Origin of the sequence: Paenibacillus sp. UMB7766-LJ446 (genome assembly GCF_030226665.1) — a bacterium.
GTDB classification, from domain to species: domain Bacteria; phylum Bacillota; class Bacilli; order Paenibacillales; family Paenibacillaceae; genus Paenibacillus; species Paenibacillus vandeheii.
Genome location: NZ_JASOYM010000011.1, coordinates 146,429 through 170,015, shown reverse-complemented (window position 1 = coordinate 170,015; position 23,587 = coordinate 146,429). Strand labels below are relative to the sequence as shown.

The 23,587-nt window shown below is 40.1% G+C and carries 24 protein-coding genes, 1 pseudogene and 1 riboswitch; of the genes and pseudogenes, 19 read left to right on the top strand and 6 right to left on the bottom strand.

The genetic code is table 11. From position 1 onward, the window contains the following. The first annotated feature begins 262 nt into the window (after nt 1–262). Complete coding sequence (locus QP794_RS24160; protein WP_285079288.1) at nt 263–823, top strand: YdhK family protein; 561 nt, start codon at nt 263–265, stop codon at nt 821–823. Nucleotides 824–943: 120 nt separating this feature from the next. Here QP794_RS24160 and QP794_RS24155 read toward each other — a convergent pair whose 3' ends face one another. Both QP794_RS24155 and QP794_RS24150 read right to left on the bottom strand, forming a co-directional pair. Beyond that, on the bottom strand, nt 944–1,177 hold the full coding sequence (locus QP794_RS24155; RefSeq protein ID WP_285079287.1) for a hypothetical protein: 234 nt from the start codon (nt 1,175–1,177) through the stop codon (nt 944–946). A gap of 382 nt (nt 1,178–1,559) precedes the next feature. Beyond that, entirely contained in the window at nt 1,560–1,832 is a 273-nt protein-coding gene (locus QP794_RS24150) for a hypothetical protein (protein WP_285079286.1), read from the bottom strand. 748 nt (nt 1,833–2,580) lie between these two features. Between QP794_RS24150 and merR the strand changes: the two genes are divergently transcribed. The 5 genes from merR to QP794_RS24125 all read left to right on the top strand — a co-directional run bounded on the left by merR (nt 2,581) and on the right by QP794_RS24125 (nt 5,956). After that, complete coding sequence (merR, locus tag QP794_RS24145; protein WP_285079285.1) at nt 2,581–3,000, top strand: mercury resistance transcriptional regulator MerR; 420 nt, start codon at nt 2,581–2,583, stop codon at nt 2,998–3,000. Continuing rightward, entirely contained in the window at nt 2,997–3,230 is a 234-nt protein-coding gene (locus tag QP794_RS24140; protein WP_285079284.1) for a transporter, read from the top strand. Before merR ends, QP794_RS24140 begins: the two co-directional genes overlap by 4 nt. Nucleotides 3,231–3,249: 19 nt before the next feature. Further along, nucleotides 3,250–3,606 (top strand): hypothetical protein, encoded by a 357-nt coding sequence (locus QP794_RS24135; protein WP_285079283.1) that lies wholly within the window; start codon nt 3,250–3,252, stop codon nt 3,604–3,606. 3 nt (nt 3,607–3,609) lie between these two features. Beyond that, on the top strand, nt 3,610–5,256 hold the full coding sequence (merA, locus tag QP794_RS24130; protein ID WP_285079282.1) for a mercury(II) reductase: 1,647 nt from the start codon (nt 3,610–3,612) through the stop codon (nt 5,254–5,256). A gap of 208 nt (nt 5,257–5,464) precedes the next feature. Continuing rightward, the gene (locus QP794_RS24125) at nt 5,465–5,956 is read left to right on the top strand and encodes a hypothetical protein (RefSeq protein ID WP_285079281.1); all 492 of its coding nucleotides are present in this window, start codon (nt 5,465–5,467) and stop codon (nt 5,954–5,956) included. A 363-nt stretch (nt 5,957–6,319) separates the two neighbouring features. Here the strand turns inward: QP794_RS24125 and QP794_RS33235 are convergent, their stop codons facing one another. The 3 genes and pseudogenes from QP794_RS33235 to QP794_RS24115 form a co-directional block, all read right to left on the bottom strand. Next, nucleotides 6,320–6,496 carry an IS3 family transposase gene (locus QP794_RS33235; protein WP_350338893.1) on the bottom strand — a complete coding sequence of 59 codons (177 nt, stop codon included), beginning with the start codon at nt 6,494–6,496 and terminating at the stop codon, nt 6,320–6,322. A 110-nt stretch (nt 6,497–6,606) separates the two neighbouring features. Beyond that, nucleotides 6,607–6,789: pseudogene (locus QP794_RS33230) on the bottom strand (hypothetical protein); the annotation flags it as partial. Beyond that, nucleotides 6,729–7,154 carry an IS3 family transposase gene (locus tag QP794_RS24115; RefSeq protein WP_285079278.1) on the bottom strand — a complete coding sequence of 142 codons (426 nt, stop codon included), beginning with the start codon at nt 7,152–7,154 and terminating at the stop codon, nt 6,729–6,731. The pseudogene QP794_RS33230 and the gene QP794_RS24115, both read right to left, overlap by 61 nt. A gap of 853 nt (nt 7,155–8,007) precedes the next feature. On the opposite strand from QP794_RS24115, the gene QP794_RS24110 reads away from it, so the two are divergent. The 5 genes from QP794_RS24110 (at nt 8,008) to asnB (ending at nt 13,950) form a co-directional block, all read left to right on the top strand. After that, on the top strand, nt 8,008–8,682 hold the full coding sequence (locus QP794_RS24110) for an NAD(P)/FAD-dependent oxidoreductase (RefSeq protein WP_285079276.1): 675 nt from the start codon (nt 8,008–8,010) through the stop codon (nt 8,680–8,682). A 175-nt stretch (nt 8,683–8,857) separates the two neighbouring features. Next, nucleotides 8,858–10,249: a sensor histidine kinase gene (locus tag QP794_RS24105; RefSeq protein WP_285079274.1), complete on the top strand. Its 1,392-nt coding sequence runs from the start codon at nt 8,858–8,860 to the stop codon at nt 10,247–10,249. A 110-nt stretch (nt 10,250–10,359) separates the two neighbouring features. Then, complete coding sequence (locus QP794_RS24100; RefSeq protein WP_285079273.1) at nt 10,360–11,070, top strand: response regulator transcription factor; 711 nt, start codon at nt 10,360–10,362, stop codon at nt 11,068–11,070. A gap of 164 nt (nt 11,071–11,234) precedes the next feature. Further along, a riboswitch (cyclic di-AMP (ydaO/yuaA leader) is annotated at nt 11,235–11,368 on the top strand. 5 nt (nt 11,369–11,373) lie between these two features. Next, nucleotides 11,374–11,847, top strand: coding sequence for a C40 family peptidase (locus QP794_RS24095; RefSeq protein ID WP_285079272.1), 474 nt, complete (start codon nt 11,374–11,376; stop codon nt 11,845–11,847). A gap of 207 nt (nt 11,848–12,054) precedes the next feature. Next, nucleotides 12,055–13,950: an asparagine synthase (glutamine-hydrolyzing) gene (gene asnB / locus QP794_RS24090; protein WP_285079271.1), complete on the top strand. Its 1,896-nt coding sequence runs from the start codon at nt 12,055–12,057 to the stop codon at nt 13,948–13,950. Nucleotides 13,951–14,277: 327 nt separating this feature from the next. On the opposite strand, the gene QP794_RS24085 is transcribed toward asnB, so the two are convergent. Continuing rightward, nucleotides 14,278–15,873, bottom strand: a complete 1,596-nt coding sequence (locus tag QP794_RS24085) for a multicopper oxidase family protein (protein ID WP_285079270.1) — start codon at nt 15,871–15,873, stop codon at nt 14,278–14,280. Between the two features lie 149 nt (nt 15,874–16,022). On the opposite strand from QP794_RS24085, the gene QP794_RS24080 reads away from it, so the two are divergent. The 8 genes from QP794_RS24080 (at nt 16,023) to QP794_RS24045 (ending at nt 23,468) form a co-directional block, all read left to right on the top strand. Then, on the top strand, nt 16,023–16,343 hold the full coding sequence (locus QP794_RS24080) for a metal-sensitive transcriptional regulator (RefSeq protein WP_285079269.1): 321 nt from the start codon (nt 16,023–16,025) through the stop codon (nt 16,341–16,343). A gap of 326 nt (nt 16,344–16,669) precedes the next feature. Beyond that, entirely contained in the window at nt 16,670–16,873 is a 204-nt protein-coding gene (locus QP794_RS24075; protein ID WP_285079268.1) for a cation transporter, read from the top strand. A gap of 47 nt (nt 16,874–16,920) precedes the next feature. Further along, nucleotides 16,921–17,154, top strand: a complete 234-nt coding sequence (locus QP794_RS24070) for a glutaredoxin family protein (protein WP_285079267.1) — start codon at nt 16,921–16,923, stop codon at nt 17,152–17,154. A gap of 189 nt (nt 17,155–17,343) precedes the next feature. After that, entirely contained in the window at nt 17,344–17,673 is a 330-nt protein-coding gene (locus tag QP794_RS24065) for a four-helix bundle copper-binding protein (protein WP_285079266.1), read from the top strand. A 230-nt stretch (nt 17,674–17,903) separates the two neighbouring features. Continuing rightward, on the top strand, nt 17,904–18,062 hold the full coding sequence (locus QP794_RS24060; protein WP_285079265.1) for a cation transporter: 159 nt from the start codon (nt 17,904–17,906) through the stop codon (nt 18,060–18,062). A gap of 19 nt (nt 18,063–18,081) precedes the next feature. Further along, on the top strand, nt 18,082–20,517 hold the full coding sequence (locus QP794_RS24055) for a heavy metal translocating P-type ATPase (protein WP_285079264.1): 2,436 nt from the start codon (nt 18,082–18,084) through the stop codon (nt 20,515–20,517). Between the two features lie 170 nt (nt 20,518–20,687). Then, nucleotides 20,688–21,305, top strand: coding sequence for a TVP38/TMEM64 family protein (locus tag QP794_RS24050; RefSeq protein ID WP_285079263.1), 618 nt, complete (start codon nt 20,688–20,690; stop codon nt 21,303–21,305). 174 nt (nt 21,306–21,479) lie between these two features. After that, entirely contained in the window at nt 21,480–23,468 is a 1,989-nt protein-coding gene (locus QP794_RS24045) for a peptidoglycan D,D-transpeptidase FtsI family protein (protein ID WP_285079262.1), read from the top strand. Nucleotides 23,469–23,587: the final 119 nt, after the last annotated feature.

Here is a 23,587-nt window from a genome sequence, read left to right as displayed (position 1 = left end):
CCAAAGCTCTAAGGATCAACAATGGGAAGAGTTTATAAAAGAGTAGTACGAAGCATTTGACAAAGAGAATGTTAATAGATGTTAATCAATGTACCGTTCCCCTAGCTTTTACCCTAAAGAAAAGGAATGTCCTCCTAAATAAATAAAATGGATCAATATGTGGATCTTCACAATATCTTCAATGTTTTTGGGTAAAATGTTAAAGTGACTCGATTTACACCCACCCATAAGACAAAAATAAAAGTAAAGGTGTGTGATAACAGTGAAGAAAATACTGATTTTACTTAGCTTGGCAGTTTTATTGGTATTGAGTGCATGTGGGAACAAGGAGAACAACAACAACAATTCCAATACGACTACAGAAAGCGAGCACTCGAATATGGGTGAGATGGATCATTCAGGATCGGGTGAGGTTCCTGAGGGCATAAAAGAAGCCGAGAATCCGACTTATAAAGTTGGAGACGAAGTCGTCATCCATGCTGATCACATGGAAGGCATGAACGGAGCAAAGGCAAAAGTAGTAGGCGCATATGATACTGTAGCGTACACAGTAACTTTTACTCCAACTACTGGAGGAGACCCAATACCGGATCATAAGTGGGTTGTTCAAGAAGAAATCAAAGATGCAGGCAGTGAGCCTTTAAAACCAGGGGCCAAGGGTATGCTTGAAACTGATCATATGGCAGGGATGATGGGTGCTGAGGCCACTATTGACTCAGCTGAGAGAACAACGGTTTATATGGTCGATTATACACCAGCAACCGGTGGAAACCCAGTTAAAAATCACCAATGGTTAGTGGAGAGTGAGCTTTCTACAAAATAGATCTCTTATGATGAATGACGTCAAAAATGACGTCATTCATTCTTATACTGCAATATGTAGCAAAGTTAAACTACATACTAATTTTCTTCCCGCCGTTCTTCGAAGTCTGTTGGCAAGTCATCATCCGGATTCCGGTACCGGTTCGCTCCGGCAACCCATATTTCCTCTGCAACGATGCTTTTCTCGTAAAGCTTGCAGGACGCTTATCTCACGATTAATTCGCTCTTGGCCTTTCTCGTCCTTCTTTACAATGATTTCTTTATTAACACTCCGGATTACACCATATATCGGGATTTCTTCAGACATTGACAAATAATGATGGCCAGTATCTGGAAATTTCTTAAACAGCTCCAATGCACGAATCACTGGCCGATGCACTTCATTGTTTGATCGAAAATCCAGGATGCCTAATATATCGGGAACCATACGGCGGTAGTGACTCCCATAGGAAGCCCGAATAATGGTATGAATTTTCGGTAAGCCGGTCCGGTGTGTTTAAATTCTTTTATCAAATCCCGTAATGTTTGCTCATTCGACCGGGAAAATGACATCACGAATTACTCCGTCTGGATTACTGACGGCAGACTGTGCCATGTTGAATAAAATTCCATATTATTGCTTACCTTGCGTAAGTCATTTTTCAGAATTACCTTTTCGACTTAGCGTTCTACCCTTACTCCTATCTGATGGACGATTTGAATAAGCAGCTCGATCAAATTTTCCGTTATCTCCATACTCATAAGCCAGAAGAAGGCGGCCAACAGTGTGTAACGGATCGGATCAGGTGGCGGCGAAGTTCCCGGAGATCCTCTGTTGCAGTCCGTTGCCGGTACTTGGTCAATACTTTAAGAGGGATATCACGAAACAGATCATCCGGAAGTTCCAGATTTCGAATCGTTCGCAGCTTGCTTACTTCTCTTAACACACTTTCGACACCTGGTTTGCCCGGATCCGCCTTTAGCTCTTGAAAAGAAAGAAGACCCTCGACGCTGCTCGTCCTGTTCTTCATCCAGAAATGCGATGCTATCTAAAAGTGAATCCAATATAGACAAAGACGCCGTAGGCAGCATTTCCAGTGTGGCTTGAAAAAATTGTTCCTCATATGTACGGATTGCGGTTCTGATAAGTCGCTCAATACGATCAGTCGTAGGTGGTACAACTTTCATCTCCCGAAATCGCCGATATACGGTATCAACCAAATGTTCGAATTCGTGATCCTGGAATGCCACACTTTTGCATAGCCAATCGATTACCTCTTCGGCATCTTGGATGGTATTCCTCACGGAAGCCGAAAAACTCTCTTATTTGTGTTCGGTAATAGGTAATGGATCGGCCAGCCCAATCATATTGTGCTAACAGCTCTGCCGTGTTTCGATCTGCTCCGCAATTTATTGAATGACCGGTTTGAGCACTTCGAATTTTTGTATGGGAAACCGCGCCTCGTATTGGAAAAACTTAAACAGTACCACAAACCCTAAACGAGTCTCCCCAGATTTGGTTCCCGACTTGCTGCATTTCGTTTGGAAGAAATGTAAAATGCTCGATTAACTCATCCAGCTCCCAATTCCTACAATGGTCAGAATCGGAACTATGGTATTAAATTTAGTTTATATTCCCTATCAAAAATAGGCAATAATCTAGTAAAACACTTTAAAGTTTAAATGCCAAAATTTATTTCGGAACTTTGAGGAAATAAATAAAAATGACTTGACTATGTATCATAGTACAGGGTTTACAGTTATGAGGGAGGTGGAATCATGAGGTATCGTTCAGGAGACATATCCAAATTATGTAATGTGAATAAAGAAACGCTTAGATACTATGAACGAAAAGGTCTGATTGCCGAACCTGTAAGGTCAGATGCAGGCTACAGGCTTTATCCGGAAGATACGGTAAAACGAATCATGTTCATTAAACGTATACAAGAGCTTGGTTTTACGTTATCCGAAATTAATAAATTGCTTGGTGTCGTTGATAAAGACGATGTGAGATGTGCAGATATGCACGATTTTGTTGTTCAAAAACTCGAAGATGTTCGGTTAAAAATCAGAGACCTTGAGCGAATCGAATGTATGCTAAAAGATTTAAAAGACCGCTGTCCGGATGAAAAGGCCATACATGAATGCCCGATCATTGAATCGTTAATCGACCATGAGGACAAGGAGGAAATTCAGTGAAAGAAAATGCAAAAAAATTCGGATGGGGAGTTTTAGCTCTGCTTACCTGTCCTTGTCATATCGTTTTGATACTTCCTTTGCTTGCTGGCACAACGCTTGGTGCGTATTTTGTTGCTCATCAAACAACCGTTAGCATGATTTTGGGGATCGTATTTGTGATTTCCATTTTAATGATCTTAATAAAAGCGAATAAACAAGGAAAAAACGATGCAACACACGATTGCTGCTAGGTTCCAGGGAGAAAACGAGGTGAATGATTTGAGAGAAAAACTAACGAGTTGGGGAGCAGTATTATCCGCTTTTATGATGTCCAGCTGCTGCCTAGGACCCTTAATTCTCATTCCTCTTGGATTATCCGGTTTGGCAGGCACACTAGCGACAATTATTGCAAATCAATCCACAACATTTACGGTTACGGGACTCGAATGCTGCCCGCCTTCTGTTATTGTGGATTTGATTTCAAAGGTTACCGGTGTCAGCAAAGTAGACATTGAATCTTTGGGAAACAAAGGGAAAGTGACGGTTTCGTTTGATGATCAAAAAAACCGATGTAAAGCAAATCCAATCTTCGGTTACAAAATATGGGTTTGTGTGATTGGAGGATAAAAAATGAAAAAATACCGCATCCATGTTCAGGGTATGACGTGCAGCGTCTGCGAAGAGCATGTTGCAACTGCACTTGAAAACATTGGAGCAGTCAATATCGAAGCAAGCTTTCGCCGCAATGAAGCCACGTTCGAATTGCTGGATGATGCTAGAATCGAAACCGCCCAAAAAGCGATCAACGAGGCAAAATATCAGTCCGGAGATACACAAGTAATCGAATCTCACGATGCACCGGTTCTCTGTGATGAAGGCGACTACGACTATGATTTACTCATCATCGGTTCCGGCGGAGCAGCATTTGCCGCCGCGATACAAGCGGTGGAACATGGTGCAAAAGTTGCGATCATCGAACGGGGAACGGTGGGCGGCACCTGCGTAAACATTGGCTGCGTGCCATCGAAAACGCTGCTTCGTGCCGGTGAAATCAATCATGTAGCTAAAAGCAACCCTTTTTTGGGGCTTGCCACGTCTGCCGCTGCTGTGGATTTAGCGAAGTTGGTTGAACAAAAAAATGAATTGGTAGCTAACATGCGTGAACAAAAGTACGAACATTTAATTGGTGAGTACGGATTTGAACTCATTCGCGGAGAAGCGAAATTCATTAATGAGAAAACCCTCGCGGTGGGTGGTCGAAAGCTTACTGCAAAGCGGTTTTTAATCGCGACAGGTGCTTCTCCTTCGATTCCGGATATTCCAGGATTAAAAGATGTAAAATACTTAACAAGCACGTCCCTGCTTGAGCTTAAACAATTGCCTAAAAAACTTGCCGTCATTGGCTCCGGATATATTGCACTGGAATTGGGTCAGCTGTTTCACAATTTAGGCTCTGAAGTTATGCTGCTGCAAAGAAGTCCTCGCATCTTAAAAGAATATGATCCTGAAATTTCCGAAGTGGTGACGAAGGCAATAACGGAGCAAGGGATCAATCTTATTACCGGTGTCACGTACGATCGAATCAAAGCAAAGGGGGATTTGAAACAAATTCATATTACCGTAAACGGCGAAAAGAAAGTCATCGAAGCCGAGCAACTGCTTATTGCAACCGGCAGAAAACCAAATACCGGAGCTTTGAATCTCTCTGCAGCAAGCGTCAATACGGGTGTCAAAGGCGAAATCGTCGTCGATGATTTTTTAAAAACATCAAACCCGAGGATTTATGCCGCAGGCGATGTGACAATGGGTCCGCAATTCGTGTATGTAGCAGCTTATGAAGGACGGATCGCGGCGGATAATGCCATTGGCGGCTTAGAGAAAAAAGTGAACCTTGAAGCTGTTCCGGGCGTTACGTTCACTTCTCCTTCTGTTGCTACCGTAGGGCTTACGGAAGAACAAGCCAAAGCTAAGGGGTATGAAGTGAAAACATCCGTCTTACCTTTGGATTCAGTGCCTAGAGCACTTGTAAATCGCGAAACAACCGGCGTTTTTAAATTAGTCGCTGATTCCAAGTCGTTAAAGGTGCTCGGTGTTCATATTGTCGCTGAAAATGCTGGAGATGTGATTTATGCTGCGACACTTGCAGTCAAATTCGGTTTAACGGTTGAGGATCTACGCGATAGCCTAGCACCATATTTAACGATGTCTGAAGGATTAAAACTTGTAGCTCTTACGATCAATAAAGATGTATCCAAATTATCGTGTTGTGCTGGATAAAAATAAACGGGTGATTAAGCCCATACCGGCCCCTTACTCGTGAGCAAAACCGAGTCAACCGCGTTCGGCTTTTTTATAGGCTAAATAGCCTTTCCATTAGGCGCATATCCCAGTCCTAATTCATACATTGGAATGGTGGAATTAAATTAGCCAATGGCGGTTGCTAAATCAGTTTGTAAGTACACATGAATTATAGGGAAAGATAAAGATGAATCACTATGGATATTATGTGGAGCGAATATTGGCACATTGGATTGGCGAACCAAAAGAAGGAGCCTACAAAACGATTAGAAAGTACGGACTACCTAATGTAGCAACTTTAAGCGAGCTTAAGTGGTACAATAACAGGGCATGGAAACGCATACTTGTGTTCCGAGAACCTGTGCAGCATAACTTTCCGACTCCTCATGTTGATTTCATGGAGCAGATCGTTGATAACCGGGTTCCTGTGGACATGTTCGATGAAATCGCCAAGTTCGATGGAAGTGCGTATTTAGATCGTACTCAAGGAAAAGCTACGGCTAAATGCCACACGGAAGAAATGAACTTTTTGACTTTGAATTTACTACACGATATCGTTACAGGGAAACGGGATGTAAAAAATGCCAGGATGTTCTATGCTGATATAGCAGCGTTACTGTACCCGACGCAAACGAATACGTCAGATCCTGATATGGCCTTTTTTAATACAATGGATTAATGATGATGCAAGACCGAGTAGCAAGAATTGCCGTATGGGGGCCCCGGTGGAAGCAATACGAAATATTAAGTCTATCAGACTAATACTTACATTTAATTACATCTACTTTGCTGGTGGTTTCATCTTCGCTGGTACTACCCGAATGTGTACGAAACGAAAGATGGTGGGGTACAGTGGCAAAAAGTCGAAAGTGTACCTAAAGGGGGTTATTCGATTTCTATATTTACTTCGGCTACAGAAACCATTTTGGCTGCAACGGAAACAAGGCTGGTTCGCTTCAAGGGCAGAGATATGGAACAAATTCAGATAATAAACGAGCGGCATATGGTCAAGACCCCATTTAGTAGACATTATAAAAAGACCCTAGGCGGCAAACTGGCGTCGGTACTCTACCGGCGTCGGTTTTTTCAGTTTCCGTTGTGGCCGTTTTCGGTTGTAAAAACGGATATATTTTTCGATTTTGTTTTGTGCTTCGGTAATTGTTCGGATATGATAAGGATAGAGTCCTTCCGTTTTGAGATGCGAGAAGAAACTCTCCATAGAGGCATTGTCATAACAATTTCCTCGGCGAGACATGCTGATTCGGGCGCCAACCTTTGGCAGCATGCTTTGTAAGCATGAGACGTGTACTGGAACCCCTGGTCGCTGTGAACGACCAGTCCGGTCATGTCTTTTTGCTTTGCAAACGCTTTGCTGAATGTGCGGAGCACGAGTTCATTGTCGTTGCGTTCGCCCATTTCGTAAGCCACAATTTCGTTATTAAACAGATCCTTTATGGCTGAAAGATATACCCAGCGCTCTCCACTCGATAATGCGTAATATCGGTTACCCATTTCTGATTCGGTTTTTCCGCACTGAAGTGTCGCTTCAAGCGGTTCTCTGCTACACGCTCAGCAGGTGCATACGAGCTGCTAGAGCGTCGTTTACGACGAATTCGAGATTGAATACCGAGCATTTGCATCAGGCGGAGCACCTTTTTGTGATTCATCCAAATCCCTTGATCTTGCCAAAGGAACAACTGGAGCTGTCGATAACCATATTTGCCTTCATATCGTTGATACGTTTGAAGCACCTGTTTCTTCGCCTTTGCATCGCGATCGATTCGTTTAAGTTTTACATAGGCATAAAACACACTCCGGTACACGCCAAACACATGGCAGAGTTTCTGGATATCACCGTATGCTGCTACCTTTTCCATGATCTGAAATTTCTCTTGTTTGCTTCCATCTTCCAGGCTACCAAGCACTTTTTTAGCAACACATTCTCCCGTTTCAGGTTTTGCACATAGCGGTCTTGATCCATGTATTCTTTTCGGCGACCTCGCCGATCCATCAGTCCGAACTCGCCTTGTTCCCGGTATTATCGCATCCATCTCTTCATTCGCCCTGAGTCATGAATCCCCAAATGTTCATTAATCTTTCGGTAAGTCCATCCCTCAACAGTATGTAGACGAATGGCCTCTTTTTTAATCTTCTCCGAATAGGTTTTAAACTTTTGTCCCTTTATCGCCATAAAAAATGCACCCCCTAGAATTTCATCGGTTAAACTCAGGGGTTTTTCCAATGTCTATTCTAAGGGGTGCACTTCAATACGGAGTACTGTCTTTGTCATATGGAGGAACGATTACCATGACAGAAAGTGGATTTATAAAATCTACTGATATGCAAATATAGTCTGACCTCGACCTAGACCTAGACTTAAATGGTGAGATGCCTTTGGGGATCAAAAGTTCAAAACAAGATCAAATTGGATCATCATTTTGACAGATCAGTATTCAGTCTATGAAAACAATGATAGTGGAGAGAAATGGTCTTTAAAGGAATCGCGAAAGAATAACTCCCTTATTATGGACAAAAAAAGTTAAGTAGGTACTGTTACGCAACATGAAAGGGTAGAGTAACTTAAATCATATTTTATAAAGAAAAGCTTGAAAATTATACAATAGGGGGGTATTCTAAAGATACCAACTGCGAAATCTTCTATCAGTGCAATGAGATACCATTACGGTGAACCTAAATAAAGAGTTGCATTGATACAGTCATATGATATACATGAAGAGGACTTTAAATTTTATAACAGTTAAAGGAGAAAAAGAAGTGAACAATGAAAGGTTGATGATTGCGGTTTCCCCACCAGTTCAAGTAGGAGGAAGCTTGTTTACTGCAGTGCAACTTTCAGCTATCAGTAAACTTTTGGGTCCAGAGCAAAAGACCGAGATGACTCCGTTTAAACAATTTTATATTGAGGTATCTGCTGAAATGGAAGGAATCGTAACTGACAATCTTCGAAGTATTGGACTTGAGGTAAACCCTGCAGGTTATTCAACTAAGGCCCTGATCGCTTGCAATTTCTGCAGAGGAGCAGAGGATGCTGGACTAGACATTGCTCAAAAATTAAATCAAGCTATAGCGGGTATACTGACACCGACACCTCTTAAGGTCGGATATGCTGGCTGCGCACTTGGGACTAGTGAACCCCTCTTGAGAGATATAGGCATCGTTAAAATGAAAGAGAAATTCGATATTTATGTTGGTGGAGATCCAAAGGGAATCAAAGCTTCTTTAGCGGAACTTTTTTTAACTGGTTTATCGGAAGTGGAAGTGATACAAACTGTAATGAACATAATTGATTACTACAAAGTACACGCAAAATGTAAAGAAAAATTCAGTAAGTTTTTGAAGAGAATCTCTGTTGAAGAATTAAAGGGTGTCGTTTCGAATTCATAGAAAGGGCAAAATCAAAATAGACACTGACTGGGGAAGATACGTTTTAATATCTAAACTTTAACGCATTGTTCTTAAAGTGAAAAAATAATCTCGTCCTTTCCGAGAAGAAAATTTATGAAGTCGCCATTTTGGCGACTGTTTTGTTTTCTTAATAACGATAAAAAAGGTGATGCATTTGACATGGAATAAAATTCATTTGAAACTGAGCTTTACCATTTTTAGTTTGTTTATTGGAATTTTAATATTGCTAAATATTGTACTTAACCTCATATTTACGAATTTTTTATCATCTAAAGTGCACGATGAAGCCAATGAGTTAGCAGCACATTTGTCCTCTATGCTTGAGAAGCAAGGTAACAGTGTAGAACAAATGGCCGATTTTACAGGGGTTCAGATGTATATTTTGAACTCAAAAGGTACCTTCATTGAATCAAAGGCTTCAGGCATCCCTACTCTCCCTGAATATATCTGGGAGAATGATAAATTGTTAGAGGGAAAGAAGGTGGAAAGGGAATTCACTTTTAATAACGAACTGTACCTGCTTCATGGTATACCCGTGACCACTAATCCAACTGTCAAAGGGATTTATGTGATTAGTTCTCTAGAAAATATGAAAGAATCGATACAAACGATCAGAAATTTACTGTTTATCACTGGATTTGGATCACTATTGTTGGCAATGGGATGCATCTTTTTTCTATCTAAAAGATTATCTAATCCATTGTTGAAAATTGAAAAGGCAACTCGTCTGATTGCCAAAGGAGAACTAAATTTAAAAATTCCTGTGGAAACTAAAGATGAGATTGGTTCATTGTCACAAGCCATAAACGACCTTTCTAGAGAGTTAAAACAATATCGAGATAATCGTTCCGAGTTCTTTGCAAACGTCTCCCATGAATTGAGAACACCCATTACTTACTTGGAAGGGTATGCGGATATACTGGCTAAAGATCTTGTGGAAAATGAAGAAGAAAAGAAAAAATATCTACAAATTATATCAGAGGAAGCACAACGTTTAAATGTTATCATAAATGATCTCTTCGAACTGTCTAAAATGGAGGAAGGTAAAATTGACTTGAAGCTAATGTCAGTCGAACCCACTTCGATCATCCAGAGGTCTATAGATAAGGTTCAATTAAAAGCCCAAGAGAAAGGTCTTACTATTCAAAGTAAGTTGAGTTCCGTACCCCATATTTTTGTGGACCCCAATCGGTTGGAACAGATCATTTTAAACCTATTGGATAATGCAATTCGTTACACAGCTGAGGGGAATATCCAAGTTTCACTAACTTCCGAAGGAGGTGGAGTAGCGATTAGCATTAACGATTCCGGACCAGGGATTTCAGCTGAAGAACTTCCATTTATATTTGAACGATTTTATAGAGTTGAAAAATCCAGGTCTCGGGAATATGGAGGAACAGGACTTGGGCTGTCTATTGTTCAAAGTCTTGTGTTACAACAAGGAGGAACAATACATGTAAAGAGTAAGATTGGAGAGGGCACATCATTTAAAGTATTATTCCCGCTCATCGCATCTTCATTGAAACCACATAGCTCTAAATTATAATATGAATCAAATGAGCTAATAATATTGAAAGCCACGGTAGGGAGAAAAATTTCATGATATTTTGATATAAGCCATGTGGCTACAGATTTTTATTGGGTGGTGTTGACTGTATGAATAATAAATTGAAAGCGTTAGTTATTGATGACGAATGGAATATGAGAAATCTCTTGCGTATATATTTAACTAAACAAGGTTTTGATATTACCGAAGCTCATAATGGAACAGAAGGACTGGCCTATCTTCAGAAAAATTCGTATCATGTCATTTTATTAGACGTTATGATGCCTGATATGGATGGTTGGCATCTTTGTAAAAAAATCAGAGCATTTAGTGAAACACCTATATTGATGCTTACAGCCCGAGGGGATGTGAAGGATAAGGTACATGGATTAGGTGTGGGGGCTGATGATTATATGGTGAAACCTGTAAATTCAGATGAACTCATCGCTCGCCTGTTTGCACTTATTCGACGTTCTTCACAGTCTTCGAGCCTAAAAGAAGTCGGTAGAAAAATCGTGTATTCAGACATGATTATTTATCCAGATCGAAGACAAGTTTTGGTATTAGACACAAATCTGGATTTAACCCAAAAGGAACTTGATATCTTGCTTATGTTGGCTGAGCATCCACAAAGAGTTTTCTCTAGAGATGAAATCATTGAACGTCTGTGGGGAAGTGACTTTTTTGGGGATAACCGAGTCGTGGACACCCACGTCAAAAATATCCGCGAGAAGTTACAGTTGGCTGGATTAGAACAGAATCCCATTCAAACAGTTTGGGGCATAGGGTATAAGTGGTTGTATAGTGTAGAAGAGCCTTGAGCTTATAAGTAGAAGCTGGTAAAAAAAAATTTGTACTAAAAAGCGATCGTTCCCTGAATTTAACTGGGGACGGTCTTTTCATTTTTTGTAGAGTAAGATATATGAGAATTCTACATAAAATCCACACATTTTAACAATATAATACTCTATAGGTTACAAACATTTAACTATTTTTGCCGAATTTCGTATTGAAAACGGGGGAACCATTTGTTGGGTGAATTATTCTTGCAAGAAAAGAATATAGGGAGCCTTTAACCGAATCCTTAAGCTAACTCCGTAGGCATCTAAGGGAGGAACAAAAGTTTGAAAAAGGTCATTTTGTCGGTGCTTGGAGCAGCAGTTTTATTTACCTCCACAGCAACGGGAGCATTTGCTAGTCAGGCAAAACTAACTGAAGAAATAAAAGAAGTGGTTGGAACGCCCTACCTTTATGGTGGGACCACAACATCAGGTTTTGATTGTTCCGGTTTTATCCTTTATGTTTTTAATGCATTTAAACTAGATTTGCCGCGCACCTCTAGTATGCAAGCAACAAAGGGAGCGTTTGTAGAAAAAGAAGAACTACGCCCAGGAGATCTCGTTTTCTTCAATACAAATGGTCGCAGCATTTCCCATGCGGGAATTTATGTAGGTAACAATCAATTTGCACATTCATCAAGCAGTAAAGGTGTTCGAATTAGTAGCTTATCTGAAAGTTATTATAAATCCAGATATGTTACAGCTCGCCGAGTGGTTAGCGAGCAGAACTATCTTAAAATGATTGACGACAGTCATTAAAAATATGGACAAGCCCGTGAGGAGACGGGTTTGTCCATTTTGTTTAACAACTTGCCTCGAACATATAGAATCACTCCATTGAACAAATCCAGTAAATATATAGATAACTTAAAAGAACGTGATTTATGATATAGACAGTATTCTTACACAGATTCCACATACATGAAGGCTAAACTAATCTTATATCGATTAGAGGAGATTAGCCCAATGTGTGGATTTGTAAGTTTATATAACAAATATCGTATGCCAGTAGATGCAAACATTCTGCAACAGATGACAGACTCCATAGCTCATCGTGGCCCAGATGATGAAGGGATGTATATCCATGATCATATCGGTCTGGGTTTCAGGAGACTAAGTATACTAGATATCGAGCACGGGGCACAACCCATGACCAATAAGACCAGAGATATTTGGCTGGTATTCAATGGGGAGATTTATAATTATAAAGAGTTGAAGGATTGGTTGAGTCAAAAAGGGTATACATTTTATACAGATTCGGATACCGAAGTATTACTGAGGCTTTATGAGGACGTTGGAATTAAATGTGTCAACTATTTAAGGGGCATGTTTGGTTTCACCATATGGGATAGAAGAAGTGATCTTTTATATGCGGCACGGGACCATTTCGGGATAAAGCCTGTATATTACAGTGAAACCGCCTCCGGATACATGATTGGCTCTGAAATTAAAACGTTACTGGCTTCAGGTAGGATTGATCGGGAAGTCGATGAAAATGCTCTTTATCAGTATCTCACATTTCAATATGTACCTGAACCCTCAACCCTGTTCAAAGGAATCCATAAACTGAAAGCTGGCCACTATTTGCTTGTACAGAATAATGGAATGACCATCAAACCGTATTACGAAGTGAAGTTTGAGCCCCATGAAAACAGGTCCTATTCCGATTTAGTAGAGGAGACGCGATCAGTAATAACTGAATCTGTTCGTATTCACAAGAACTCAGATGTCCCTAGGGGAGCATTCTTATCGGGTGGTATTGATTCAAGCAGTTTAGTTGGTTTACTTCATCGATTGGAACCAACCCAAACATTCAGCGTTGGATTTGATATGCCGGGGTATAGTGAATTGGATGATGCCAGAAAGACAGCAGCCTATTTAGGGACTGAGCACCATGAAATTCGGATTAATGCCCGCGACTATATAGATATACTGCCTTCTTTAATATGGCATATGGATGAGCCAGTAGCAGACCCCTCAGCCGTGGGTCTCTACTTTGTATCGAAGTTGGCTAGTCAGCATGTTAAGATGGCATTCTCAGGTGAGGGTGCAGATGAATTTTTTGGTGGCTACAACATTTATCAGGAACCCTATGCTCTCCGCATGTTTCAGGGTCTCCCAGGGCCATGGAGATGTCTTGCAGGACATCTGGGACGATTAATGCCTACCGGCATGAAAGGAAAAGGATTCTTGGAAAGAGGGAGTCTCATTCTGCAAGAACGATACTTTGGAAATGCGAAGATTTTTATGGATCATGAAAAAAGTAAGGTATTAGCACCATGGTTATTGGAGCAGGGAGTATGTAAACCGACCCTTCAGGTGACTAAGCCTCTTTATGAGCAAGCGAAGTTATATGATGAAGTCACACAGATGCAGTATATTGATATTCATACGTGGCTACGTGGGAACATCCTAATGAAAGCAGACAAAATGTCGATGGCAAATTCCTTGGAACTTCGCGTTCCCTTTGTAGACACTAAAGTATTTGAATTAGCTGCTACCATCCCTACAAAGTATAAAGTTACGCCCACAGCAACTAAACTATTGCTCCGTGATGCTATGAAAGATGTGGTTCCGCCTGATGTACAGCAGCGAAAAAAATTAGGTTTTCCTGTCCCAACCAGAGTATGGTTAAAAAATGAATGGTATGCATGGGCTAGGAATCTGATTATGACAGCAGACGTAGATCAATGGATCAATAAAACGTATGTCTTGCAGCTACTTCAGATCCATAAAGAAGGAAAATTGGATGCAAGCCGTAAATTGTGGACCATCCTTGTATTTATCTTATGGCATCAAATATATATTGAAGATCGTGCGTATTCCTTTTCCGTTCCATCTTCAAAAAGAATGATATTGTAATAGTAAAATCAATAACGCCCCCAATATAGCTCTGATGTATCGTCCCCTCGGAATAGAGATCATGTTATAATGAGCTCATTATACCGGGGGGGATTTTGGTATGTCAGCTAATAGAAGCATGGATATGCATAAAAGCGGTGGTTCATCATCGTCAGTACCGCTTGTTTTACGATCAAGGTGTTCCCAAACAAATGCGGCAATCAATCCTCGGATACATTCCGGGAAAAGATCGCCGCATCATGAATTCTTCGGTTTTTAATATCTTATTAACAAGTATTTTTAGCAGATCTTAATAGAGTGAAAATCAATGCTTCTCATTCATAATCCTTATTCAGCAACATTCTCTACACTTGGATCAGGTGTATAGTTACTTTCATAATCTGTATACATGACTTCCGTTACCATTCCAGCGGAAGCATGATGCAAATCATGGCAATGGAACATCCAATTTCCTGGGTTATCGGCTTCAAAAGCAACAACATAGGTTTCCCCTGGTTTAACATTTAGTGTATCTTTTATGATCGTTGACCCCTGATAGGGCTGACCATTTTTACTTAGTACTTGAAAAAACTGACCATGGAGATGCATAGGATGGTCATCCGTTTTGGATTGATTCACAAAAGTAACTTTCACCTTGTCACCCTTCTTGACTTTTATGACATCTGTATCCGGAAATACCTTTCCGTTAATGGTGTAAACCATTTCTCCGTCTTTCATTTCCGTATTTAAATTCATTGTCACGTTCTGATTAAATATCTGATTCAACGAAAATAAAGGATCTGCCATGTTACCGTACTTTTCGATGTCAAACACAGGAAGCGTGGTAGAGGCATTGGAATTGTCATTTTGAACTTTTGAACCTTCATATTGGATAACGGCTTTCATATTTTGTATCGGCGACTCAATTCCATGTTCTTCAAGGAGCCAGGAGCCTGGATTGTCCGCTGTAAATTCAATATCATAACGTTCCCCAGGAGCAATAGAAAGTAATTGATCTTCAATCATGTCGGGTTCATTCAGGGGCTGTCCATCCGAAGCAATAACTTTAAAATTGTGGCCATGTAAGTGCATTTGATGACTGATGTATCCTGCATTAATTAAGCGAATTCTAACTTTATCGCCTTCTTTAACCGTGAGCTTCTCAATGGCAGTGCCTGATTTCCCGTTTATCGTGTATAGGTCATACATGCTCATATCATGTCCGCCCATACTCGTAGTGTCCTCGCCCATGTTCATATCCGATCCGGACATATTCATTTCATTATGATTCATGCCTCTCATACCCATGCTGTCGGAATCACCCGTATTTATGTCACCGGAACTCATCCATTCATCTAACATGAGAGTATAGTCCCGGTCATAGTCATTTTTTAGTTCCTCAACAACAAGGGAACCGTACAAGCCTTTATCCACCTGGGTTACACTGTCTTGATGAGAATGATACCAATAGGTACCTGGTACATTGGCTTTGAACATATACGTAAATGTTTTACCTGGTTCAACGGCATCTTGTGTAACACCAGGAATGCCATCCATATTATTTGGAACTGGATAGCCGTGCCAATGAATGGAGACAGGCTGATTCAATTCATTTTTTAGAATAATTTTTACGTTGTCTCCAACTTTTACACGGATTTGGGGTCCGGGTACAGAATTGTTGAATGTCCAAACAGGTAAAATCTTGCCTTTGGAAACTTCAAGATTGCTCTCTTTCGCGGTGATCGTGAATTCTTTGCCGTTTACCACTGGAGTAGCAGATGTGAATTTCACTGTTTTAGGATTAGAATTAGCTGTTGTAGGATTATTCATGTTGGAATGATCCATACTTTCCATTGCATTATTTTTAATCGCATTAGCACATCCCGTAGCGAGAATAGCAAAGGAACTAATTACGATAATCCTCTTTAAGAGCATCAATTTCATATTTCTTTCCTCCATTGTTTTGTATTTGATTGGTAATAACAACAATAGTATAGAAAAAATATGTAGAAATAGTGTAGTTGATTTTCATTTTGTATAGTATAGGGGGGCTATAGTATAATATAAGATATAAGAAAAAGGAGTGACGAAAAATGGGGGACCTAATTCAAGAGCAGGAGTCTTGCAGTACGGAAGAACGTAAAAGCCATCATTCTGAGAAAACAAAGAATAATTTGATTAACCGACTTAACAAAATTGAAGGACAAGTTAGAGGGCTAAAAGGATTAATTGAAAAAGACACCTATTGTGATAATGTGCTGAATCAAATCTCTTCAGTCCAGGCGGCTTTAAACGGTGTTGGTAAACTTTTGTTAGAGCATCACATGAAAAGCTGTGTAATGGAACGCATTCAGGATGGTGAAAACGAAGTTATTGATGAATTATTAGTGACCATAAATAAATTAATCAAATAGTGCTAAACAAAAGAGGGTTCGAAAGAACTCTTTTTTTGTTTTACAGCAAAATACTTTGACAAATATAGTATGGGGGGGTATGGTTTAGAGCAGGAGGTGATATACATTAAAAGCCACTCATTTGGACAATATAGGATTAAGTTATTGATGACAATCGGAAAAGTTAATTATTGAACAACTGACTTACTACTGCTATTCGCTGCTGTCCACTTAGTGTCAGCAAGGTTTTAAGAGGCATAATCCGTATCAACAAATGAATTAGAAACAGTTAATGCCTCAATGAAATAACATATATTAAAATCTCAATTTAAGGGAGAGTATTGAAAATGGAAAATGTTACGCTAAAAGTAAAAGGTATGTCATGTGGACATTGTGTAAATTCAATTGAAAGTGCTTTAAGTCAAATAGGCGTAGAAGGAAAAGTAATTCTTGCCGAGGGTAAGGTTGAAGTGAAATTTGACGAAACCAAACTTAAGTTCTCGGATATTAAAGAAACAATTGAAAATCAAGGCTACGACGTAGTTGAATAACAGTTAAAGCTTCAATTGTATACATCACGTAGAAGAAGGTGAAGCGTATGGTCGAAGTATATACAACGCCAACTTGTGAAGATTGCAAAAATTTCAAAAAATTCTTAAATGATCATCAAATACCCTATACAGAGTTTAGTATAGCGGATCATCCGGAAAATGCAGTTCTTCTGCGCGAACGAACAGGTAAAAATCTGGTACCTACAATTTTCATTGCAGGTGAAGTTTATTTCGGATTTGTCTTCAATCGTCAAGAAATTGAACAAAAACTTCTTGGTTAAGACCCTAAATAAAGTCCATTGATTGAAATTTGGACATTAAAGGAGTACGGAAGCATCCTCTTTCACACTCTAAAGTAGTAGGTTATCTTCTGAAATATACCGCCATGAATAGAATATTTCTATATGGGGTATATATAGAATAGGGGACTACCCTAAACTTACTACTATAGCTATGAGAGGAGAATTATTATGTCACATCAAAAGTACAAAGAGTGTATTGAAGAGTGTTTAAAATGTATGGTTGCATGTAATCACTGTTATGTTTCTTGTTTAGATGAGGAGCATATTGGAATGCTGAAGGAATGTATTCGCTTGGATCGTGAATGTGCGGATATCTGTGAATTTGCCGCTCATGCCATGTCGATCAATAGCAAATATGTTAAAGCGATATGTCTTGCTTGCGCAGACGCTTGTGAAGCTTGCGGGAACGAATGTAAAAAACATGATCATGCACATTGTCAGCAATGTGCCGAAGCGTGCTTTGCTTGTGCAAAAATGTGTCGTGAAATGGCCGCTTAATAAAAGAAATGTAACACGGAAGGAGTTTTCTCAGAATAAGTTCTCAAATTCTGAGAAAACTCCTTTTAATGAATTCCAACAGAAATTTGGTAAGTTTAATATGAGATGATGAAATATCCGCAAAATATCGCTTGACGAAATATAGGGTAGGGGGGTATTGTATAAAGTATAAATGAAAAATACTATTAAAAGGAGAATGCATGATGTGAAAGGCATGTCTTGTTGACATTGTGTCAATTCGATCGAAGGGGGTTCTAAATTCGCTCGGAATTCAAGGGGATGTTAATGTTAATCTTGATCATGGCACTGTTACCGTAGTATATGATGATAGTAAGGTAAGTCAAAAGAGTATTAAAGAGGATATTGAAGAACAAGGATATGAAGTCTAAAAGGTGAGGTGAATATGTAGTGTCAACAATTGAAGAGAAAAAATCACAAACATCACTTCAACTCTCAGGTATGACTTGTGCAGCTTGTGCTCTAAAAATTGAGAAAGTTCTGAACAAGCTGGAAGGTGTATCAGAAGCTAACGTAAACTTTGCGATGGAAAAGGCGACAGTAACGTATGACCCGAGTAAAGCCGACATCGGTAAGATGGAAGCAAGCATTGAGAAGCTTGGCTACAGTACAGTTAAGGAAGCTGTTGATTTGGAACTTGTCGGTATGACTTGTGCGGCTTGTGCCTTGAAAATCGAGAAGACTCTGAAAAAGTTACCCGGCGTAAGCACGGCCACCGTTAATTTCGCCATGGAAGTTGCTCATGTCGAATATAATCCGGCAGATGTTTCTGTGACTGATATGCAAAAGAGAGTTGAGAAACTCGGATATCAAGCTGTACCCAAACAGGAACAAAGCGACCCGGTGGAACGTCGACAAAAAGAATTATCAAAACAAAAACGAAAACTTCTAATTTCTACTATTTTATCATTTCCCCTGCTCTGGGCGATGGTAAGTCACTTTTCATTCACATCGTGGGTATGGCTGCCAGATCTCTTTATGAATCCATGGTTCCAATTGATTTTAGCAACTCCTGTTCAATTTTATATCGGAAGACCCTTCTATATTGGTGCATATAAAGCATTACGTAATGGTAGTGCGAACATGGACGTTCTCGTTTCATTAGGGACCTCAGCAGCCTATTTTTACAGTCTATATCTAACCGTTGTGTGGGCGTTTGAAGGCGGTAGCGTACATCATGGCCCAGCGATGTACTATGAAACAAGTGCCGTGTTGATTACATTAGTGGTAATGGGGAAACTGTTTGAATCCCTGGCAAAAGGACGTACGTCTGAAGCCATTAAATCACTAATGGGACTTCAAGCCAAGACAGCAATAGTTGTCCGAGAAGGTCAAGAATTGACCATTCCCGTGGAAGAAGTGATTGCAGGTGATGTTGTAATTGTTCGCCCAGGTAGTAAAGTGCCTGTGGATGGGGAAGTTCTGGAAGGCCTCTCGTCTGTGGATGAATCGATGCTTACAGGCGAAAGCCTCCCTGTTGAAAAAAAAGCTGGGGATGCTGTTATTGGAGCCACCATTAACAAAAACGGTGTGCTTCGAATTAAAGCAACAAAAGTAGGTAAAGAAACTGCTCTTGCACAAATTATTAAAGTGGTCGAGGAAGCGCAAGGTTCAAAAGCTCCTATTCAACGGGTAGCCGACGTCATCTCCGGGATCTTTGTACCTATTGTTGTAGGTATCGCTGTAGTGGCATTCTTGGTATGGTACTTTATAGTTACACCTGGTGACTTTGCAGGTTCTTTAGAAAAAGCAATTGCAATTCTGGTTATTGCTTGTCCTTGTGCTCTAGGGCTTGCTACACCAACCTCCATTATGGCTGGTTCTGGGCGCGCAGCTGAACTTGGAATCTTATTTAAAGGTGGAGAACATCTGGAACAGACCCATAAAATTGATGCGATCATTCTCGATAAAACAGGTACAGTAACAAAAGGTAAACCTGAACTTACCGATGTTTTGGTCGATGGAGATGAAACAGAATTCCTTAAACTTGTGGGGGCAGCTGAGAAAAATTCAGAACATCCATTAGCCGAGGCTATAGTTGCGGGTATTATGGAAAGAAATATTGAACTGCCCGGGACAGAATCCTTTGAAGCCATTCCAGGTTTTGGAATCAAGGCTACTGTTAATGGGAAAGAATTATTAATTGGTACCCGTCGCCTCATGGATAAATTCGGTGTAGAAGCAAAACAAGCTTACACTACGATGTCTATTTTAGAGGAATCTGGGAAAACGGCTATGCTTGTCGCCATCGATAAAGAGTATGCGGGTATGGTTGCTGTGGCAGATACTATCAAAGAAACCTCACAAGCTGCTGTCAGCCGTTTAAAAGAAATGGGTATCCAGGTCATTATGATTACAGGGGACAATGAAAGGACGGCAAAAGCGATAGCGGCTCAAGTGGGAATTGATCACGTCCTCGCTGAAGTCCTTCCTGAAGGAAAAGCGGATGAAGTTAAAAAGTTGCAAGCTCAAGGTAAAAAGGTAGCGATGGTAGGAGATGGTATCAACGATGCTCCGGCCCTTGCTATGGCAGACATCGGGATGGCTATTGGCACGGGGACGGACGTGGCTATGGAAGCTGCTGATGTAACTTTGATGCGTGGCGATCTATCAAGTATCCCAGATGCCATCTATATGAGTCGTAAAACGATGGCTAACATTAAACAAAATCTATTCTGGGCACTCGGTTACAATACGGTGGGTATTCCGATAGCCGCAATCGGCCTCTTGGCCCCATGGGTAGCAGGTGCTGCGATGGCATTGAGTTCAGTATCCGTTGTTCTTAATGCACTTCGGCTACAACGTGTGAAAATACGTAATTCATAGAGGCGATGTGATTAAAGCCAATAAATGTATAAAATATATTTTGTTATAGATTCTATTGTTGTTATATTATATAAAAGCACCCACGCAGGGATACGGGGTATCCCCTGCGTGGGTGCTTTAGTGAAGAAAAGGCACACATAAATTAGAAATCCGTTCAGGAGAATGTTAGGTTGAAAAAATGGATTATATTCGGTGCTAACCTGATTATGTTTATTCTCATTTTTAGTAAGCGAGATTCATTGTATGCATGGATTGCTGGGGAGAATACGCCTAGTTTTCCTCTGATGTTTCTCGTTGTGACTATGCTTGCTATATTTCCTGTGGTCCCATTCGGCATTGTAGGTGGAGTGATAGGCGCTAAATATGGTGTAGTATGGGGCAGTGTTTTGAACGTGGCCACCTCCACTTTAGCGGCAATCATTGTCTATGTATTGGCAAAGTCCTCTCTTCATTCTTGGGGAAGCAGGATCATTCGGAGATTTACCTTCCTAAACGAACTGCATACGACGAGCAGCCAGCGCCTGTTTTGGACGATTCTTTTTGCTCGCATCATACCCTTTTTCCCAGCTGCTGCAATCAATATTTACGCGGGGGTATTCCATTTAAATTTTTGGATTTTCATACTTGCAACCTGTATAGGTAAAATTCCTGCTATGATTGCCTTTGCGTATATAGGGCATGAATTTTGGAATAATGGAACACGCTTGGTACAAGTCAGTCTGGTCTATGCTTCATTTTTATTATTGGTTTTTATTGGGAATAGAATATTTCTTCGTAACAAAGAATAATTACAATTCCATAAGGGGAATTAAAAAAGCACTACGTTCTTCGTAGTGCTTTTTTGCTTTTGAATTCGTTCGTTCATTTGAAATTTTATTGTATTGATATAACAAAATCCACACTTACTTCAAATTTAAACTTTACACTATTTCTTAAGAACAAACCAAGAGGAGTAGTATCAGATGAACAATCATCACGATGTAGAAGAAGCCAACCAAAAGAGTTCCAATTTACGGATTAACTTTTTCTTTTTTTTATCCTTTGTCATTTTTTCAATTATTATCATTCGTCTTGCTGTTATACAATTTGTAGAAGGCCCCGAACTTGCCCGTTTACAAAATGAAAGTGTCACCAGATCGAGTCCTATGCTACCCGTCCGAGGTACCATCTATGATTCATCAGGTAAAGTGAAACTGGCATATTCTGAACCTATTCAGTCGCTATATATCACTTTATATAAAAATTATAGTCAACAGGAAGGTGGTCCTGAAAACCCAAATCGTGAGGAATCTAAACAATTTGCAGAGAAACTATATGGAGTGTTTCAGGAATTTAAAGATCCTGGAAGCAAAGAATTGTCGGTAGAAGATATATTAAATGCGATGGACCTGCAATATCGACAGACTCAAGGTTATTCTCCGAGATTGATCAAGAGTGAATTATCCGATAGAGAAGTCGCTTATTTTCTTCAAAACAAAAATATCATTCCTGGATTGAGTGTAGTGGAGGAAAGTAAACGTAAATATGATGAAGATAGTGTGGCTGTTCAAGCTATTGGTTACATGAAAACATTTAAAACATCAAAGACTTTAGAGAAATACAAAGAAATTGATAATCTAAATCAAACTCAAACTAATCCCGGACTTGTATATTCTGAGCTGGAAAGTGTTGGTGTTGATGGTCTTGAACTTCATTATCAGGATGTGCTACGAGGACAAAGTAGTTATAAAGAGATCCCAATTAATGCATTGAATTTGCCTGAAGAAGGCGGGAACATGCTCCCTCCAAAAAAAGGGTTCGATATCATCTCGACCATCAACAAAAACGTACAAGTTCAAACAGAACAAGCTATTAAAGAACAGTTGGATTGGCTACAGCGAACTCCTGTTTCAGGAAAGCTTCACTCCAATGCAACAACAGCATTTGCTGTCGCTATGGAAGTGGATACCGGTAATGTCGTGGCTATGGCAAGTATGCCAGATTATGATCCGAATGCGGAATGGGATTATGAAAAGATAAAATACATCTATAGAAATGGAACAGTTGAATCTTTCCCCCCAAACGATACCGGAAAGCACCCAGAGTCAACCGTATTATTGGGGTCAACAATTAAACCGTTGAGTGTTTTAATTGGCCTAAATGAAGGTTTTTTTGCTCCAAATTCAACATATCAGGATCGAGGATACGCAGAATTTGGGAAAGACCGTACCAGAGTCAGGAACTCCTCAAGTAGCGTTTATGGGCTATTAAATCCGGAAACAGCAATTACGAAATCATCCAATGCTTTTATGGTGGACATGATCGGTGAGAAGCTTTGGACAAAGTATAATGTTGAAGGAATTAAAGTATGGGACAAATATATGAAAGAATTTGGCTTAGGTGTTGACACCGGAGTGGACTTACCCAAAGAATTTAGAGGCAGAATTGAATATAACCAGGAGAACCAATCTGCACTCACAGGCTTGGCTTTTGCTTCATTTGGACAACAGGGGAAGTATACCACGATGCAGCTTGCACAATATACCGTGATGTTAGCCAATAAAGGAAAACGTCTAGAACCACACCTGGTAAAAGAAATACGTGACTCGGAAGGAAATATAGTTAAAAAAGTTAAACCTAAAATACTGAATACAGCAAATTATGATGACAGATACTGGCGCACTATTCAACGTGGAATGTCTACCAATGTAGATGTCGCGTTCAGTGGGTTTCCATATGATTTCGCGAGAAAGACAGGCACCTCCCAACAAACCATTTATATAAATGGTCAGTCAATTAATGTTGAGAACGGGGTATTCATCGCCTTTGCACCTCGTGAGAATCCAAAACTGGCAGTAGCCGTGGTTGTACCTGAAGGGGGGTATGGATCAAGTAGCGCAGCACCCATTGCTCGTAAAATATTTGATGCTTATGATATGGAATATGGTCTCGAACCCAATTCAGCAAAGTGATCCTAAGATTAAATGTCGAGAGACAAGAACATTGTCCCAAGATGGAAAAGTTGAGTGTAGAAGCACCCTTGTCAAGTAAACTAAAAAGACTCTTTCAACCAGTAGCCGTTCTCAGTGTT

Bases quoted from the DNA above. Each gene is read 5' to 3' on its own strand.
- QP794_RS24150 (WP_285079286.1), bottom strand. From the start codon at position 1,832: ATGAAGAACAGGACGAGCAGCGTCGAGGGTCTTCTTTCTTTTCAAGAG.
- merR (WP_285079285.1), top strand. From the start codon at position 2,581: ATGAGGTATCGTTCAGGAGACATATCCAAATTATGTAATGTGAATAAA.
- merA (WP_285079282.1), top strand. From the start codon at position 3,610: ATGAAAAAATACCGCATCCATGTTCAGGGTATGACGTGCAGCGTCTGC.
- QP794_RS24125 (WP_285079281.1), top strand. From the start codon at position 5,465: ATGAATCACTATGGATATTATGTGGAGCGAATATTGGCACATTGGATT.
- QP794_RS33235 (WP_350338893.1), bottom strand. From the start codon at position 6,496: ATGGAGAGTTTCTTCTCGCATCTCAAAACGGAAGGACTCTATCCTTAT.
- QP794_RS24115 (WP_285079278.1), bottom strand. From the start codon at position 7,154: ATGGAAAAGGTAGCAGCATACGGTGATATCCAGAAACTCTGCCATGTG.
- QP794_RS24110 (WP_285079276.1), top strand. From the start codon at position 8,008: ATGAAGAGGACTTTAAATTTTATAACAGTTAAAGGAGAAAAAGAAGTG.
- QP794_RS24100 (WP_285079273.1), top strand. From the start codon at position 10,360: ATGAATAATAAATTGAAAGCGTTAGTTATTGATGACGAATGGAATATG.
- asnB (WP_285079271.1), top strand. From the start codon at position 12,055: ATGTGTGGATTTGTAAGTTTATATAACAAATATCGTATGCCAGTAGAT.
- QP794_RS24085 (WP_285079270.1), bottom strand. From the start codon at position 15,873: ATGAAATTGATGCTCTTAAAGAGGATTATCGTAATTAGTTCCTTTGCT.
- QP794_RS24080 (WP_285079269.1), top strand. From the start codon at position 16,023: ATGGGGGACCTAATTCAAGAGCAGGAGTCTTGCAGTACGGAAGAACGT.
- QP794_RS24075 (WP_285079268.1), top strand. From the start codon at position 16,670: ATGGAAAATGTTACGCTAAAAGTAAAAGGTATGTCATGTGGACATTGT.
- QP794_RS24070 (WP_285079267.1), top strand. From the start codon at position 16,921: ATGGTCGAAGTATATACAACGCCAACTTGTGAAGATTGCAAAAATTTC.
- QP794_RS24065 (WP_285079266.1), top strand. From the start codon at position 17,344: ATGTCACATCAAAAGTACAAAGAGTGTATTGAAGAGTGTTTAAAATGT.
- QP794_RS24045 (WP_285079262.1), top strand. From the start codon at position 21,480: ATGAACAATCATCACGATGTAGAAGAAGCCAACCAAAAGAGTTCCAAT.